This is a genomic window from uncultured Sphingomonas sp. (genome assembly GCF_964244235.1).
Taxonomy (GTDB): Bacteria; Pseudomonadota; Alphaproteobacteria; order Sphingomonadales; family Sphingomonadaceae; genus Sphingomonas.
Genome location: NZ_CAXTII010000001.1, coordinates 73,422 through 89,282 on the forward strand (window position 1 = coordinate 73,422; position 15,861 = coordinate 89,282).

The 15,861-nt window shown below is 66.7% G+C and carries 15 protein-coding genes and 2 pseudogenes; 12 read left to right on the forward strand and 5 right to left on the reverse strand.

Annotation, left to right across the window (positions count from 1 at the left end; genetic code table 11):
• Positions 1-88: 88 nt before the first annotated feature.
• A complete protein-coding gene (locus ACFE7D_RS00410; RefSeq protein ID WP_375393453.1) occupies positions 89-1,276 on the reverse strand; it encodes an acetyl-CoA C-acyltransferase in 1,188 nt (395 codons plus the stop codon).
• Between the two features lie 86 nt (positions 1,277-1,362).
• Between ACFE7D_RS00410 and ACFE7D_RS00415 the strand changes: the two genes are divergently transcribed.
• The 3 genes from ACFE7D_RS00415 to ACFE7D_RS00425 are packed head-to-tail and all read left to right on the forward strand — an operon-like array spanning position 1,363 to position 2,785.
• Positions 1,363-1,623 carry a hypothetical protein gene (locus tag ACFE7D_RS00415; RefSeq protein WP_375393454.1) on the forward strand — a complete coding sequence of 87 codons (261 nt, stop codon included), beginning with the start codon at positions 1,363-1,365 and terminating at the stop codon, positions 1,621-1,623.
• Positions 1,620-2,375, forward strand: coding sequence for a prepilin peptidase (locus ACFE7D_RS00420; protein ID WP_375393455.1), 756 nt, complete (start codon positions 1,620-1,622; stop codon positions 2,373-2,375). The genes ACFE7D_RS00415 and ACFE7D_RS00420 overlap by 4 nt, the downstream gene beginning before the upstream one ends.
• The gene (locus tag ACFE7D_RS00425) at positions 2,372-2,785 is read left to right on the forward strand and encodes a hypothetical protein (RefSeq protein WP_375393456.1); all 414 of its coding nucleotides are present in this window, start codon (positions 2,372-2,374) and stop codon (positions 2,783-2,785) included. Before ACFE7D_RS00420 ends, ACFE7D_RS00425 begins: the two co-directional genes overlap by 4 nt.
• 158 nt (positions 2,786-2,943) lie before the next feature.
• Here ACFE7D_RS00425 and ACFE7D_RS00430 read toward each other — a convergent pair whose 3' ends face one another.
• Positions 2,944-4,059: a glycosidase gene (locus ACFE7D_RS00430; protein WP_375393457.1), complete on the reverse strand. Its 1,116-nt coding sequence runs from the start codon at positions 4,057-4,059 to the stop codon at positions 2,944-2,946.
• A 135-nt stretch (positions 4,060-4,194) separates the two neighbouring features.
• A pseudogene (locus ACFE7D_RS00435) lies at positions 4,195-5,038 on the reverse strand (alpha/beta fold hydrolase).
• A gap of 79 nt (positions 5,039-5,117) precedes the next feature.
• Here ACFE7D_RS00435 and ACFE7D_RS00440 point away from each other — a divergent pair.
• Together ACFE7D_RS00440 and astD are read left to right on the forward strand one after the other, a co-directional pair.
• The gene (locus ACFE7D_RS00440; protein WP_375393458.1) at positions 5,118-6,503 is read left to right on the forward strand and encodes a protein adenylyltransferase SelO family protein; all 1,386 of its coding nucleotides are present in this window, start codon (positions 5,118-5,120) and stop codon (positions 6,501-6,503) included.
• Between the two features lie 54 nt (positions 6,504-6,557).
• Positions 6,558-7,970, forward strand: a complete 1,413-nt coding sequence (gene astD / locus ACFE7D_RS00445; protein ID WP_375393459.1) for a succinylglutamate-semialdehyde dehydrogenase — start codon at positions 6,558-6,560, stop codon at positions 7,968-7,970.
• A gap of 1 nt (position 7,971) precedes the next feature.
• Here astD and purB read toward each other — a convergent pair whose 3' ends face one another.
• The gene (purB, locus tag ACFE7D_RS00450; protein ID WP_375393460.1) at positions 7,972-9,276 is read right to left on the reverse strand and encodes an adenylosuccinate lyase; all 1,305 of its coding nucleotides are present in this window, start codon (positions 9,274-9,276) and stop codon (positions 7,972-7,974) included.
• Positions 9,277-9,442: 166 nt separating this feature from the next.
• A complete protein-coding gene (gene radC / locus ACFE7D_RS00455; protein WP_375393461.1) occupies positions 9,443-10,132 on the reverse strand; it encodes a DNA repair protein RadC in 690 nt (229 codons plus the stop codon).
• Positions 10,133-10,271: 139 nt separating this feature from the next.
• Between radC and ACFE7D_RS00460 the strand changes: the two genes are divergently transcribed.
• The 7 genes and pseudogenes from ACFE7D_RS00460 to ACFE7D_RS00490 all read left to right on the forward strand — a co-directional run.
• Positions 10,272-13,580 carry a YdbH domain-containing protein gene (locus tag ACFE7D_RS00460; protein WP_375393465.1) on the forward strand — a complete coding sequence of 1,103 codons (3,309 nt, stop codon included), beginning with the start codon at positions 10,272-10,274 and terminating at the stop codon, positions 13,578-13,580.
• A complete protein-coding gene (locus tag ACFE7D_RS00465) occupies positions 13,577-13,804 on the forward strand; it encodes a YnbE family lipoprotein (protein WP_375393462.1) in 228 nt (75 codons plus the stop codon). Before ACFE7D_RS00460 ends, ACFE7D_RS00465 begins: the two co-directional genes overlap by 4 nt.
• Positions 13,805-13,812: 8 nt before the next feature.
• The gene (locus tag ACFE7D_RS00470) at positions 13,813-14,184 is read left to right on the forward strand and encodes a YdbL family protein (protein WP_375393466.1); all 372 of its coding nucleotides are present in this window, start codon (positions 13,813-13,815) and stop codon (positions 14,182-14,184) included.
• A 173-nt stretch (positions 14,185-14,357) separates the two neighbouring features.
• Positions 14,358-14,648: an AtpZ/AtpI family protein gene (locus tag ACFE7D_RS00475; RefSeq protein WP_375393463.1), complete on the forward strand. Its 291-nt coding sequence runs from the start codon at positions 14,358-14,360 to the stop codon at positions 14,646-14,648.
• A 48-nt stretch (positions 14,649-14,696) separates the two neighbouring features.
• Positions 14,697-15,455 carry a F0F1 ATP synthase subunit A gene (locus ACFE7D_RS00480; protein WP_375393467.1) on the forward strand — a complete coding sequence of 253 codons (759 nt, stop codon included), beginning with the start codon at positions 14,697-14,699 and terminating at the stop codon, positions 15,453-15,455.
• Between the two features lie 58 nt (positions 15,456-15,513).
• The gene (locus ACFE7D_RS00485; protein ID WP_375393468.1) at positions 15,514-15,726 is read left to right on the forward strand and encodes a F0F1 ATP synthase subunit C; all 213 of its coding nucleotides are present in this window, start codon (positions 15,514-15,516) and stop codon (positions 15,724-15,726) included.
• 19 nt (positions 15,727-15,745) lie between these two features.
• A pseudogene (locus ACFE7D_RS00490) lies at positions 15,746-15,861 on the forward strand (ATPase); the annotation flags it as partial.

A 15,861-nucleotide genomic window follows, 5' to 3' on the forward strand; every position in this document is an offset into this window, starting at 1 on the left:
CTTTACCGGAAGCGATTTCCGCGGTGACGTAGCGTGTGGTTCGTCCACTTCCGACCACATCTTGGGCCATCGGCCACGCCGAATCGAATCAGGATATGAGTTCCACTGCCATTGCCGTCGCCTCGCCGCCGCCGATACACAGGCTGGCAATGCCGCGCTTGCCGCCGGTTCGTTGCAGCGCGGCGATGAGCGTCGTCAGGATGCGTGCCCCCGATGCGCCGATCGGATGACCGAGCGCCGTCGCGCCACCGTTGACGTTCACCTTCGCATGATCGACGCCCAGATCGTGCATCCAGGCCATCGGCACGCATGCGAACGCCTCGTTGATTTCGAACAGGTCGACCTCGTCGACCGTCCAGCCAGTCTTGGCGAGCAGTTTCCTGACCGCGCCGACTGGTGCGGTGGTGAAATGCTCCGGGTTCTGGGCGTGCGCGCTATGAGCGACGATGCGGGCGACGGGTTTCAGCCCTTCGGCCTCGGCGACGGATGCACGGGTAAACACCAACGCCGCGGCGCCATCGGAAATCGAGGAGGAGGAGGCTGCGGTGATCGTTCCCTCCTTTGCGAACGCGGCCTTCAGCTTTCGGATCTTCTCGGGGTCGCCGCGCGACGGCTGCTCGTCGGCGGATACGACGGTATCGCCGTTGCGCCCCTTGATCGTCACGCCGACGATCTCGGCGTCGAACGCGCCGCCCTTCTGTGCACCGAGCGCGCGGGTCAGCGACTCGATCGCGTAATCGTCCTGCGCGGCTCGCGTGAACTGGTATTCGCGGCTGGTATCCTCGGCAAAAGTGCCCATGGCGCGGCCCACGTCGTAAGCGTCTTCGAGCCCGTCGAGCATCATGTGGTCGTAGATGGTATCGTGTCCGATCCGCGCGCCCGCGCGGTGCTTCTTCATCAGATACGGCGCGTTCGACATGCTCTCCATACCGCCCGCGACGATGATGTCGGCCGACCCCGCCGCCAGCATGTCGTGCGCGAAGATCGCCGCTTGCATTCCCGATCCGCAGACCTTGCTTACCGTCGTCGCTTCGACCGAGGTAGGCAGGCCGGCACCGATCGCCGCCTGCCGCGCAGGTGCCTGGCCAAGCCCGGCCGGCAGCACGTTGCCCATGAAGATCTTGTCGATCCGGTCGGTTGCGATCCCGGCGCGTTCCACCGCTGCCTTCACCGCGGTCGCGCCCAATTCGGTCGCGGACGCACCGGCGAGGCTGCCCTGGAACGATCCCATCGGGGTGCGCGCGTAGGACAGAATGACGACAGGATCAGTGGCCATGACAAGTTTTCCCAAATTTATGCTGCACTGCATCTAGGATTGACCCCGGTCAATTACAAAGCCGGCGCGAGGGCGTAGGCGACCATATGGATATCATCACTGAGCTGAAATGGGCTGCCGCCGGTACCGGCATGATCGCTGCAACCATCGTCGCGCTCGATCTGGGAAAGCGCGATACGGGTTGGGGCATGGTGTTGTTCTGCGTGTCGGCATTGGCCTGGATCGCGGGGGGATTGCTGACCCGCGACTGGGCGCTCGGCACACAGAATGTCGTGCTGCTGGTGATCGACCTGATCGGGGTGTACCGCTATTTCACGCAAGCCAAGGATCAATCGCGCCAGGAATGAACGAAGCGGCGGCCTGGGCGATCCTGCTTGGCGGGGTTGGGGCGATCGTCGGCAGTTTCCTGGCCGCGCTCGTGATCCGCTGGCCGGCGGGGCGGTCGGTGATCCGCGGCCGGTCGCGCTGCGACCGCTGCGATGCGCCGGTGCGCGCACGCGATCTCGTGCCGGTCTTGAGCTACGCTGTGCTGCGGGGGCGGTGTCGGGATTGCGGGGCGGCGATCGATCCGCGTCATCCGGCGATCGAACTGGCTTCGCTCGCGGTAGGTGTCGTGGCAGGCCTCGTCGCGCCGGGATGGTCGGGCGTGGCCGGCGCGGTGTTCGGCTGGTTGCTGATCGCGCTGGCGATGCTGGATGTGATGGCGTTTTGGTTGCCCGACCGGCTGACCGGTACGCTGGCGATCATCGGACTAGCGGGCGGCGGGGCCGGGCTCGATCCGCCGATCGCGGACCGGCTTATCGGCGGCGTCGCGGGGTTCGGATTATTATGGGCGACCGCGCGCGCGTACCGGCTCGTTCGGCACCGGGTCGGGCTTGGCGGGGGCGATCCCAAGCTGTTGGGGGCGATCGGGCTATGGCTTGGGTGGCGGACACTGCCCGCGGTGCTGCTGGTCGGATGCCTGATCGGGCTCGGCTTCGTCCTGCTCCAGCGTGTGCGGGGACGCGCGATGGCGCGCGATGCGGCGATGCCGCTCGGGACGCTGCTCGCGATCGCGGCTTACCCGGCTTGGGTCTTCATGATATCGATCGCGTCATGATCGCGCTTCTTCTCGCGTTGCAGGTCGCCGCCGCGGCGAACGGCGTGACGGTCGGCGCGATTCCCAAACAGCAATTGCCCGCGACCGGGTGCGCCGCGTTCCTGTGGAGTTCCGGGGAAAAGCGGATTCTGGTCGCGATGGCGGTCGCCGATCCAGCCGCGGTTCGCCTGTCGATCGACGGCGTCGTCGCGGATTATCCGCGCACCGCGCAGTCGGGGGTGGGGGGCTACGGCTTTGCAGGCGTTACGACATATGCCCTGGGTGACGTCATCGCGACGCTCGACATGGCGGTCACTGCCCGCGCCGACCTGACCCAGGGCGCGACCGTGCCCGACGCGACGCTGCGGATCGATCGTCCGGGCCATGACACGATCATAATGCCGGTCGCAGGACTGATCGGCTGCACCTGAGGATGGGGGACGTTCAGCCACGTCAAGTCCGTATTCAAGCAGAGCCGGTTCGATATCGGCAAGCTTTCGGGGCTGAAGCCTCCTTATGGCGCGGCGACGAAGCGGTCGATCGCACAGCAAATGAAATAGCGTAAGTCCTTCCCCGTAAACGGGAAGACTTACCCGAATATGCTCTTCGCGACATGCGTGATTCGGCAGGCCAGGTCCGCCTCGCCGCTGGCCACGACATAATGGTCACCGCCATCGACGATCCCGGTCGTGAAGACGACGTTGTCGATGTACATAAGGTCTTTCAGCGGCTCGGTCAGCGCAGGCGCGGCCTCGAGCAGCGGCACGTGTTCGGCGCGAAGCGTCACCGACGGATCGTCGCGATCGAGCAGCGACCAATAGGTACGGTAGATGCCGATCACGCCCGACGGTTCGACCCCGTGCCACAGGGTCAGCCACCCTTGGTCGGTCAGCACCGGCGGCGCACCCCCGCCCATCCGCGCCGTTGCGATCGTCGCGGCATGAGGGCGGATGCCGGGCGCTTCATGCGGTTTCCAATGAAGCGCGTCGGGCGAGCGGGCCAGATTGATCGACGGCCCCGGCCGCCATTTGCTGTCCGGCGGGTAAGCGAAATACATGTCGCCGAGCGGCCGCGTCTGCGCCCAATATCGGCCGCCGATCAGCCCGGAAAAGATCAGCATGTCCTTGTTCTGGTGATCGAGGACGATCCCCTCCAGCGTCCAGTCCATACCGTCCGCCGAGGTGTAGAGCGTCGCGCATTGCCGCTCCGGGCTGACCGAGCACGTCGTCATAAGATACCGGTCTTCCACCTTTGTGATCCGTGGGTCCTCGACGCCGTAGCATTGGTACGAGGCGCGGGGCACGATCGCACGGTCGTAATGGACAGCGACGACGCGCCGTCCTTGCGGGTCCAGTTCGACCGGCAGCAACCAGGACAGCGATGTCAACGCGATGATCCGCCACCCGCCGCCGCGCATGATGATGGTGCGGGGATCGGCGGTATCGACCAGCGCCAGTGGCCATCTGTCGAGCCTATATTCGCCCTGCTGCCAGCGAATCGATCGGACATAGCCATCGACGATCGGCGTCCGAAGCGCTTCGGCGACACGGACCATCATGAGCAAATTACAGCTCGGGAGCCGCGTGAGCCCGGGATTGAACGCGCCGAGCACATACGTCTCTGCGTCGATCTTGCCGGCGAGCGGGGATCGGGACAGGTCGACATCGTTCGGCGTGAAGATCAGCGCGTCGTGGAGGTGGGTCATGGCATGGGCGTTCCTAGCTTTGCTCCCTCCTGCAAGCGGGAGGGGCCGGGGGTGGGCGCTCGCTATCACCACGGACGCTGCTTGTGGACAGGGAGCGCCCACCCCTCAATCCCCTTCTGTAAACGGGAGGGGAGGTTAGAGAACCCGCTCCAGCAACGCATCGATCGCCTCCTGCGCCTCGGGCTCCGTCAGTAGCGGCGCATGGCCGACGCCCGGCACCGTCGCCAGCACCCCCCGATCCAAAGTCGCGACCATCCGGTCGGCGGTCGTCGCGCTCAGCACGTCGGACCGGCCGCCGCGCACGACGACCGTCGGCACGGTACGCAACCCCGACAATGCGCGCCACATGTCGGGGCCGGCCTCAGCGCCCGCCACGCGAAACGGCTTTGCAATTTTCAGGTCGTAATCGAGCACGATCCGCCCCGCGCCGTTCCGGCGGTACAGCCGCTTGGCCATCGCGAGCCAAGCCTCGATCGCCCAGTCGGATAGATATCGCCTGGCTCCCGGCGAGGTGACGTGCGGCATGCACCCAAGTGGGGAACGCGCTCGCCTTGCCGGCATAGCCGCGGATCCGCCCGAACCCCGCGGCCTCGATCTCCGGCCCGATATCGTTCAGCACCGCCCCGGCGATTCCGCCGCCGCCGGTGCCCGCAAGCAGCATCGTGACGATCCCGCCCAGGGACGTGCCGATCGCAACGTACCGGTCGATCGAATGCGCGGCGAGTGCGCGGCGAGTGCGCGGCGAGCAGGGCGGCGACGTCCTGCACATAGGTCAACGGGACGCAGGTCATCGCGTCCTTGGCATAAGCACTCTCCGCCCGGCCCGGAAATCGAGCGCGATGACTCGCCATCTCCCGGCGAGCCTCGCCGCCAGCCCGTCGAAATCGCGCGCGTTCCGGGTCAGCCCCGGCAAACACAGGATCGGTGGCCGGCCTCTGCCGCTGTCGCCACCCGGATAATCGCGCGCATGTAGCCGCAACCCGTCGTTCGACCGCTAATAGACGTTTTGATAGGCGGCCATGGTTGCGTCCTTGGGCGTGCGTCCGCCATATCGCGGGATGCCGATCGACCCGCAAGCCTATCGCCCCGAGACCATACTCCGCTCGCTAGGTCCCGATATGTGGGACTTGGTCGTCGCGGCGGATTTCCCCGATGCGCGGCTACGCTTCCGCAACGACCGGGCGGCGGCCGAGATCGGGCTGGCGGGGCTGACCGACGACGCGTGGGTGCGCCATTTCGGGCAGTTCGTGCCGCTGCCGGATACGCTGCCGCAACCGCTGGCGCTGCGCTATCACGGGCACCAGTTCCGCATGTACAATCCCGATATCGGCGACGGCCGCGGATTCACCTTCGCGCAGATGCGCGGGCGGGACGGCCGCCTGATGGACCTTGGTACCAAGGGGTCGGGCCGGACGCCATGGAGCCGGTCGGGCGACGGCCGGCTGACGCTCAAAGGCGGCGTACGTGAGATTTTGGCGACCGAAATGCTGGAGGCGCTCGGCGTCCCGACCAGCCGCACACTGTCGCTGATCGAGACGGGCGAGGCGCTGGATCGCGGCGACGAGCCGTCCCCGACCCGCGGCGCGGTGATGGTCAGGCTCAGCCATTCGCATATCCGCATCGGCACGTTCCAGCGGCTGGCGTATCTGCGCGACGAAGCGACCATGCGGCGGCTGGTCGGCTATGTGCTGGACCGGCTGTACGACGAACCGGGCGACGATCCGGCGCGGCTGCTCACACTGGTCGTCGACCGCGCGGCGACGCTCGCGGCGTCGTACATGGCCGCCGGGTTCGTGCACGGCGTGCTGAATTCGGACAATATCAATGTGACCGGCGAGAGCTTCGATTACGGCCCGTGGCGGTTCGCGCCGACCTGGGATCCGGGGTTCGTCGCGGCCTATTTCGATCGCGAGGGGCTGTACGCTTTCGGGCGTCAGCCGGAGGCGATCCACTGGGACGTCATGCAGCTGGCGTCATCGTTGCGGCTGATTGCGGACAGCGACCCGCTGGTCGCGGCGCTGGAGGCGTTTCCGGCACGCTATCAGGAAGCGGTGGCGGCGGCGATCCTGTGGCGGTTCGGCGTCGTCGGGCGTGACGGCGAGGGGGACCGCGCGCTGGTCCAGACGATCGAGCGCGCGTTGCGGAGGACCGGGGTCGGGATCGACCGGTTCTTCTTCGATGCGTTCGGCGGCGTGTTGCCGGAGGAATATGGCGATGCATGGGCCGAGGTTCGCGCGGCACTTGCCGCTTACATGCCGCGCAACGACCGGTCGCATCCCTATTGGTCGGGGGAGCCCTGTTCGATGCTGATCGACGAGGTCGAGGCGATCTGGGCGGCGATCGCGGAGCGGGACGACTGGTCGGTGCTGGCGGCGAAAGTGGCGGCGATCCGAGAGATGGGGGCCGCGCTGGCCCCATTATTCCCACGCGTTCGCGGAGGATAAGGTGTCGGTGTCGCCATCTTGCCGCTCAACCGCCATTCGCCTAGTTCCGCGCGCATGGCCAACGAGATCCTCTCGCACGAACCCGCGACCGGTGCGCTTCTCTGGCGCAATCCGGTCAGCGATCCCGATCATGAGGTCGGTCTGGCCCGCGCTGCCTGGGCACCCTGGGCCGCGCTGCCGCTCACGGTGCGTGTCGAAACGCTGCGCCGTTTCGCCAATGTCGTTCGCCAGCGCAGCGAAGCCTTCGCCGACCTGATCGCGCGCGAGACGGGCAAGCCGCTATGGGAGGCGCGGAGCGAGGTCGCATCGGTCGTGGCGAAGGTCGACATATCGGTCACCGCCTATGCCGAACGCACCGCGCAACGCCGGATCGACGCGTCGATGGGCAGCCGGATCGCGCTTCGCCACAAGCCTCACGGCGTGCTGGCGGTGTTGGGGCCGTATAACTTCCCGGCGCATCTGCCCAACGGTCATATCGTCCCCGCGTTGCTCGCCGGAAACGCGGTGGTCTTCAAACCGTCGGAGAAAACGCCGGCTTCGGGTGCGTTCCTCGTCGAATGCTACCGCGCCGCAGGCGTGCCGGAGGGATGTATCCGCGTCGTGATCGGCGGGCCCGCGGAGGGGCAGGCGCTCGCGGCCCATCCGGGGATCGACGGGCTGTTGTTCACCGGCTCCGCACGGACCGGTATCAATCTGAACCGCGCGTTCGCGACCAAGCCTGAAAAAATCCTGGCGCTCGAGATGGGCGGCAACAATCCGATCGTCGTGTGGGACACGCCCGATCTTTACACTGCCGCGGTGCTGGTGGTGCAGTCCGCCTTCACCTCCGCAGGCCAGCGCTGCACCGCCGCGCGGCGGCTGATCGTGGAGGAAGCGATGGCGCAGCCGCTGGTCGCGACGATTAACACCATCATCGACCGGCTGATCGTAGGTAGCCCGCACGACGATCCCGCACCCTTCATGGGGCCGGTGATCGACAACGAGGCGGCGGACCAGCTGACCGAAAGCTTCCTGGCGCTGATGATGCGCGGCGGCCGTCCGCTCCGCCATCTGGAGCGGCCGGTGCCCGACAAGCCGTTCCTGATTCCGGCGATGATCGACGTGACCGACATGGCGGAACGGCCGGACATCGAATTGTTCGGCCCGATCCTGCAAGTGATCCGCGCCCAGGATTTCGACGCCGCGATCGCCGAGGCGAACGACACGCGCTACGGCCTGTCCGCCAGCCTCGTCAGCCAGACACCCGCGCTATACGACCGGTTCTGGTCGAACGCGCGGGCGGGGATCGTCAATTGGAACAAACCGACCAACGGCGCGGCATCGAACGCACCGTTCGGCGGGATCGGCTGGTCCGGCAACCACCGGCCGAGCGCCTATTACGCCGCGGATTATTGCGCCTATCCGGTGGTGTCGAGCGAGGCGGATTCGGCGCGGGCGAGCATCGGCATCGGCATGCGGGACGGCTAGGCTACCCGAACACGCGCGCGAAGATCGTGTCGACGTGGCGCAGATGATATCCCAGGTCGAACTTGTCCTCCAGCTCGGCATCGCTCAGCGTCACCTCTGGGTCGGCCTTCAGCAATTCCAGCAACGAAAGCGCGCCGTCCGAATCCCAGACCTTCATCGCGTTGCGCTGGACCACCCGATAGGAATCTTCACGGCTGATCCCCGCCTGGGTCAGCGCCAGCAACACGCGCTGCGAATGGATCAGGCCGCCCATCTTGTTCAGATTCTTCAGCATCCGTCCGGGATAGACGACGAGCTTGTCCATAACCCCCGTCAGCCGGGCAAGCGCGAAGTCGAGCGTTATCGTCGCATCGGGGCCGATATAGCGCTCCACCGACGAATGGCTGATGTCGCGCTCGTGCCAAAGCGCCACATTCTCCAGCGCGGGGGTGACATAGCCGCGGACCATCCGCGCCAGGCCGGTCAGGTTTTCGGTCAGCACCGGGTTGCGCTTGTGCGGCATCGCCGACGAGCCCTTCTGCCCCGGCGAGAAATACTCCTCCGCCTCGAGCACTTCGGTGCGTTGCAGATGACGGACTTCGGTCGCGAGGCGTTCGATCGACGAGGCGACGACGCCGAGCGTGGCGAAGAACATCGCGTGCCGGTCCCGCGGGATGACCTGGGTGGAGACGGGTTCGACCGACAGGCCCATCTTCGCCGCGACGTGCGCCTCGACACGCGGATCGATGTTGGCGAAGGTGCCGACCGCGCCCGAGATCGCGCAGGTCGCGACGTCCGCCCGTGCCGTTACCAGCCGTTCGCGATTGCGCGTGAATTCGGCATAGGCCTGTGCCATCTTCAGCCCGAAGGTGACGGGCTCGGCATGGATGCCGTGGCTGCGCCCGATCGTCGGGGTCAGCCTGTACTCGATCGCGCGGCGTTTCAGAATTGCCAGCAGAGCGTCGATATCGGCGATCAGCACGTCGCTCGCCCGCGCAAGTTGCACCGCGAGGCAGGTGTCGAGCACGTCGGACGATGTCATCCCCTGATGCATGAAGCGCGCTTCGTCGCCGACTTGCTCAGCAACCCATGTCAGGAAGGCGATGACGTCGTGCTTCGTCACCGCCTCGACGGCGTCGATCGCAGGGACGTCGATGACGGGGTTGGTCGCCCACCAGTCCCACAACGCCTTCGCTGCGGATTTCGGCACGACGCCAAGCTCGGCCAGCGCTTCGGTCGCATGCGCCTCGATCTCGAACCAGATCCGGAACCGCGCTTCGGGGGTCCAGATCGCGGTCATCGCGGGGCGGGAATAGCGGGGGACCATGATGTGCTTTCGACAGGCGCGGGAAGCGCGCCGGGTAGCAGCGTGGGGGAGCGGGGACAAATCCTCCGTCACCCCGGCCTTGCGCCGGGGTCCATCGTGCCGCGAACCAGAACCGTGGATTGCGCCGCACGATGGATGCCGGATCAAGTCCGGCATGACGGAGGTTTTAGATCAAACCCTGCGCCCTGAGACTCACATGCCCGTTCGCGCCCATCACGAGATGGTCGTGGACCGCGATGCCGAGGCGCTTGCCCGCCTCCTCGATCTGGCGGGTGATCTGGATGTCGGCGCGACTGGGGGCGGGGTCACCGGAGGGATGATTGTGGACGAGTATGATCGAGGCCGAACCCAGCTCCAGCGCGCGGCGGATCACCTCGCGGACGTGCACCGCGGCCTGGTCGATCGAGCCCTCGCTCATCACCTCGTCGCGGATCAGCATGTTGCGGGTGTTGAGGTGGAGGACGCGGAACCGTTCGATCGCGTGATGGACCATGTCCGCCCGCAGATAATCGAGCAGCGCCTGCCAGTTGGCGAGGACGGGGCGCGCGGTAATCCCGTCGCGCAGCAGGCGGATCGCGGCGGCATGTGCGATTTTCAGCGCGGCGATCGACGTCTCGCCCATGCCGGACACGCGTGACAATGCCTCCGAATCGGCAGTCAGCACGCCGCCGATCCCGCCGAATTCGCGCAGCAACGCCCAAGCGAGCGGCTTGGTATCGCGCCTGGGGATCGCGGTGGCGAGCAGATACTCGATCAGCTCGTGATCGAGCAGCGAATCGCCGCGCCCCTCGAACAGCCGCCGCCGCAGCCGGGCGCGGTGGCCGGCATGATCGTCCGCAGGATCGGCGTCGCTCATCCGGGCGAAGCTAGCGCCGTTCGGGCCGGCAGGGACCATGATGGATCGGATTCCGATCCGATCGCATGCAGTTGCCACCGCACTGCTGCGCCGCTTAAGTGACGATCGAGTAACGACCGGGAGCGGGCGAGTGAGCGACATGCGCCCCGACGCGCTACCAATCCCGTATCGCCCGGCTTCCCGTCGCGCGGCGCGTGCGGCGATCGTCGTCGCGGCGATCCTGCTCGGTGCGCTCCTCCTCCTGTGGATTGACCGCAAGCCGATCGCGGAGGGGTATATAACACGCACGCTCGCGGCAGCAGGTGTCCCGGCGCGCTATACGCTGGCAGCTCTGGGGCCCGGGCACCAGCGGCTGACGAATGTCGTCATCGGCGACCCGGCGCGGCCCGATCTTGTCGCCGACTGGATCGAGACCGAGACCGCGATCGGGTTCGGCGGCGCGCGGCTGACGGGATTGCGCGTCGGGCATGTTCGCCTCCGCGGCACCATGGTCCGCGGTCGTGTTTCGCTCGGTACGATCGATCGCTTGCTGCCGGCCGCGTCGGGCCAGCCCTTCGCGTTGCCGGCGATCGATGTCGCGATCGCCGATGCGCGGATGCGGCTGGCGACGCAGGCGGGGGTCGTGGGCGTGAAGATCGTCGGGTCCGGGCGGCTCGACGACGGGTTCCGCGGGACGGTAGCGGCGGTATCTGATCGCATGATGGCGCTGGGTTGCGCCGGGACGCAGGTCGCCGCGGCCTTGCGTGTCGCCACGACCGCGGGACGACCGACGCTACGCGGCCCGGTGCGTGTCGATGGAATCGTGTGCGCCGACGGCCGGGTAGGGGGCATCGCCGCCGATCTCGACACCACGCTCACCGCCGATCTCAATCGGTGGACGGGACGCGCAGTGCTGACGATCGGGCGGCTCGACGGGGCGGGCTATGCGGCGCAACGTGCGCACGGCGATGTGTCGTTCGAGGGCACCGCGGCGCAGACCCAGGGGCGGGTTGCGGTGTCGCTCATCGCGCCGAGGACCGGGTCGATGGGCGCAGGCCAAGTCGCGGTTGCGGGGGCGTACAGGCTTGGCGGAACGAGCGCATTCGACGGGACCGTCAGGGTCGCGAATGTCCTTCTTGGCACTGACTTCTTGCCGATCGCACCCTCACCCCCTCCGCGGCGAAGGCCGGGGCCCCGCCGGGAGACCCTTGGCGATCGAGTGCACCGCGCCGTCGCGCGCGCTTCGCGACCGGACCCCGGCCTTCGCCGGGGAGGAGACCGGGGAGGAGAAAAGGGGTGGGGCACCTCGCTCGAAACCGCGATTGCTTCGGTGATATCCGGTGTCACCGGAACGCCGATCGCGCCTCTCGTAGCCGCATCGGGATACGCTGTCACCGCAGCGGCGCGCGATGTCAGCGTCACCGCGAATGTCGCGCTCGCGTGGGCGCGTGGGCAGGGTGTCGTCCGCGTGGAAGCGGCGCGGCTGGCGAGCGCGAGCGGGGTTCGGGCGGCGCTGTCGGGCGGGGATGGCGTGCGAATCGATATCGCGAAACGCACCGTCACGATCGATGGCAATCTGGCCGTCGCTGGCGGTGGGATGCCCGGAATACGCGCGTCGCTTCATCAGGCGAAAGCGGACGATCCCGTCCGCGGCATCGCGACGGTCGATCCCTATGCGGCAGGCGGTGCGCGGCTGACGCTGACTCCGGTCGCGTTCGTCGCCGGTCGTGGCGGCACGCGGGTATCGACCCGTGCCACGCTGTCCGGCCCCGTGGGGGCGGGGCGGGTGGCAGGGTTGACGTTGCCGATCCACGCCCACTGGGGTGCGGCGGGTCTGCTGGTCGACGATCGCTGTACGGTGATCGGCTTCGATCGGCTGATGCTGTCCGGCCTCGTCCTCGGCAGGGTGCGTACCGGGCTGTGTCCGGTCGATGGTGCGCTGGTCCACGTCGCGGGCGGCCTGGTCGGCGGCGGCGCGGCGCTTGCCGCCGTGCGGGTAGCCGGAACGCTCGGGGCAAGCCCCTTTTCGCTGGTAACGGATAAAGCGGTGCTTCGGATGGCCGGCGCGGGCTTCGCGGTCGACGGTGTCCACGCGCTGCTGGGACCGAGCGATCGGCAGACGCAGCTGGATTTCGGGCAATTGTCGGGAACCGCGACGGGTGGCAGGGTCGCCGGCCGGTTCGCGGGCGGGGCGGGGACGATCGCCAATGTGCCGTTGGCGTTGTCGGCTGCAGCCGGCGACTGGCGTTTCGCTGGTGGGGTTCTTTCGCTCCGTGGGACGCTCGGCGTCGCGGACGTGGACGAGGATGCGCGGTTCAAGCCGCTTTCCGCGCGTGGCGTCGTGCTGACGCTGGCGAACGGCCGGATCGATGCGACGGGTGCGCTGCACGAACCGACGCGTGGTGTGAAGGTCGCGGACGTCGCGATCCGCCACGACCTGTCCGCCGGCGCTGGCACCGCAGACCTGACGGTGCCGGTGTTGGCCTTCACCGACACGTTCCAGCCCGACCTGCTGACCCCGCTGACCTACGGCGTCATTGCGGCGGTGAAGGGCGATATCGCCGGTGCCGGGCATATCGCCTGGTCGCGGACCGGCGTGACCAGCATGGGCCGGTTCCGCACCGGCGCGCTCGATCTGGCGGCGGCGTTCGGGCCGGTGACGGGGCTGGCGGGGGAGATCGTCTTCACCGACCTGTTGTCGCTGCAGAGCGCGCCAGGTCAGGTCGCGACGGTGCGCACGATCAATCCCGGCATCGCGGTCAATGACGGTCGCATCGTCTACCAGACCTTGCCCGGTGCACGCATCGTCGTGGATAGCGCGCGCTGGCCCTTTGCAGGCGGCACGCTGACGCTCGACCCGACTCTGCTCGATTTCGCCGCGCCCGCCGAACGCCGGATCACCTTACGCGTCGATGGTGCGGCGGCGGACCAGTTCCTCCTGCAGTTCGACTTCAAGAATCTGAACGCGACGGGGGTGTTCGACGGCGTACTGCCGATGATCTTCGATGAAAGCGGTGGTCGGATCGAACGCGGTACACTGACCGTCCGGGGCGGCGGGGGCGGCATCGCCTATGTTGGTGAAATCGGCCAGAAGGACCTTGGCTTCTGGGGCAATCTGGCGTTCCAGGCGCTGAAATCGCTTCGCTACCAGCGCCTGTCGATCACGATGAACGGGCCGCTGTCGGGCGAGATGGTGACCGCGGTGCGGTTCGCGGGCGTCAGCCAGGGCGCGGGGGCGAAGTCCAATTTCCTCGTTCGTCGGCTCCAGCGGCTGCCATTCGTGTTCAACGTCACGATCCGCGCGCCGTTTCGTGGGCTTCTCGATTCGGCGGCGAGCTTCTACGATCCCCGGCGGCTGATCGAACGCAATCTGCCGGCGCTGATCGAGGAACAGGAAAAGCGGGCCGCGCCCCAACCGAGTTCGGTGCCGGCCCCCATTCAGCCCCCCGCAAGCAGGACCGTGCCATGAGCGAAACAGGATTGACGAAGCCGGAGAGGATCACGAGTTTCGTGCGCGTTCGCGGATCGATCGCGGTGGTGTTGGCAAGCGCAGGGCTTGGCGGGTGCGTCAACGTCTCCGCGCCCGACAAACCCATCGAGATCAACCTGAACATCAACGTCACGCAGCAAGTAGTCTATCGTCTCGATGGCGCGGCGAAGGCACTGATCCAGCAGAATCCGGGGATTTTCTGATGAACATCATGGTTGGCATCATTACCGGCACCCTGGCGCTGTCGGCTCTTACGGCGAGCAGCGCCTGGGCGCAGCGCGACCCGGCCTATGCCGCCGCGCGGTCGACGGGCGAAGTGGGCGAGCAGCCCGATGGCTATCTTGGCCTCGTCGGCACAGGCAGCGGCGAATATCGCGCACTGGTGAACAGCATCAACATTCAGCGCAAGGCGGCCTACACGCAAAAAGCAACGGTCAGCGGCGCGACTGTCGAGCAACTGGCGTTTACCAGCGGCTGCAACCTGATCGAGCAGACCAGGCCGGGCGAGAAGTACAAGACGCCTGAAGGCATATGGAAGACCCGCACCGCCGCCGCGCCGGAACGCGATTCGCGGTGTATTTGATTATCCGTAACGCCGGGACAAGCCCGGCATGGCGGTCGAGGAATACGCCATGGCCCCCGACGGTTGACTTGGCCCGACCCGTTTCCTAAACGCCAGCCAGCACGGGTTCGCCCGTCGTGAGCCCTCGTCGCCGCCCCCCGGGCCGGCGGCGTTTCTTTATCGGGAAGCATTTTTTGGCCGACGACCGCCAGATCGACGACCTCGACGCCCGCATCGCGACTGCGCGTGCGGCCGATGATGCGCGTGCGTCGGGCGCGGATCGGCGGACACCGGCCAAGGGTTACGGGCAGGGGTCGCGCGTGTTGGCCGAACTCGTCGGCGTGCCGATCGGCGGCGCGCTGCTCGGCTGGGTGCTGGATCGGTGGCTTCGCACCGGGCATTGGCTGCTGCTGATCCTGCTCGTCCTCAGCATCATCGTTGCGTTCCGCAACATCTACCGTATTTCCAAGGAGCGCGCGGAATGAACGCCTCCAATAGCGGACGAGGGTAAAGTGGCCGGTCAGATCGATCCGATGGAACAGTTCCAGGTCGAGCCGGTGCTCGGCCGTCATATCACGGTCGGCAAGTTCGATCTGTCGTTCACCAACTCCGCGCTGTTCATGGTGGTGGTGTTCGTGCTGCTGGCGGTCTTCGTTTCGGGCGGGCTGAAGCGTCAGCTGATCCCCGGTCGCTGGCAGGTGATGGTCGAAGGCGCGATCAGCTTCATCGACGACATGATGCGCGTCAACATCGGGCCCGAGGGCAAGAAATTCGCGCCTTACATTTTCTCGCTGTTCTTCTTCATCCTGTTTGCCAACTTCATCGGCGTCCTGCCGCTGGCGATCCTGCCCGGTCTGCACACCTTCGCGGTGACGAGCCATATCACCGTCACCGCGGTGCTGGCGTTCGTTTCCTTCGGGATCGTGCTGGTCGTCGGCTTCTGGAAGCACGGTTTCCATTTCTTCTCGCTGTTCGTGCCGAAAGGCGCACCGGCGCTGCTGATGCCGGTCATCATCCCGGTCGAGCTGGTGTCGTTCCTGGTACGCCCCTTTTCGCTTGGCCTGCGACTGTTCGTCGCGATGACCGCGGGGCATATCCTGCTCGAGGTGTTCGGCAGTTTCGTCGTTCAGGGGCTCAACGCGCATGGGCCGCTCGGCATCCTCGTCAGCATATTGAGCTTTTTCATGATCGTCGGCGTTTCGGCGCTCGAACTGCTCGTCTGCGCGATCCAGGCCTATGTCTTTGCGCTGCTGACCACGCTCTACATCAACGACGCGGTGCATCTGCACTAGGGTCGGGGTATAACCTAATGATTTCCAAAGGAGTTTCGACATGACTGATCTTGGTGCAATGTACATCGGTGCCGGCCTCGCAGCGATCGGCGTCGGCCTGTCCGCTCTCGGCGTTGGCAACGTTTTCGGTTCGTTCCTGGAGGGCGCGCTTCGCAACCCGGGTGCTGCGGACGGCCAGCAGGGCCGCCTGTTCATCGGCTTCGCGGCGTCCGAGCTGCTCGGCCTGATCGCGTTCGTCGTCGCAATCCTCATCCTGTTCGTCGTCAAGTAAGCGCGAGCGGACAAGCCCGATGCCACAGCTATCCCAGATCGGCGAAATCTACGCGTCCCAGTTCTTCTGGCTCGCGATCGTGTTTGCGCTGATCTATTTCGGGATCGGCAAGGCGATGGTGCCCCGGATCGAGCG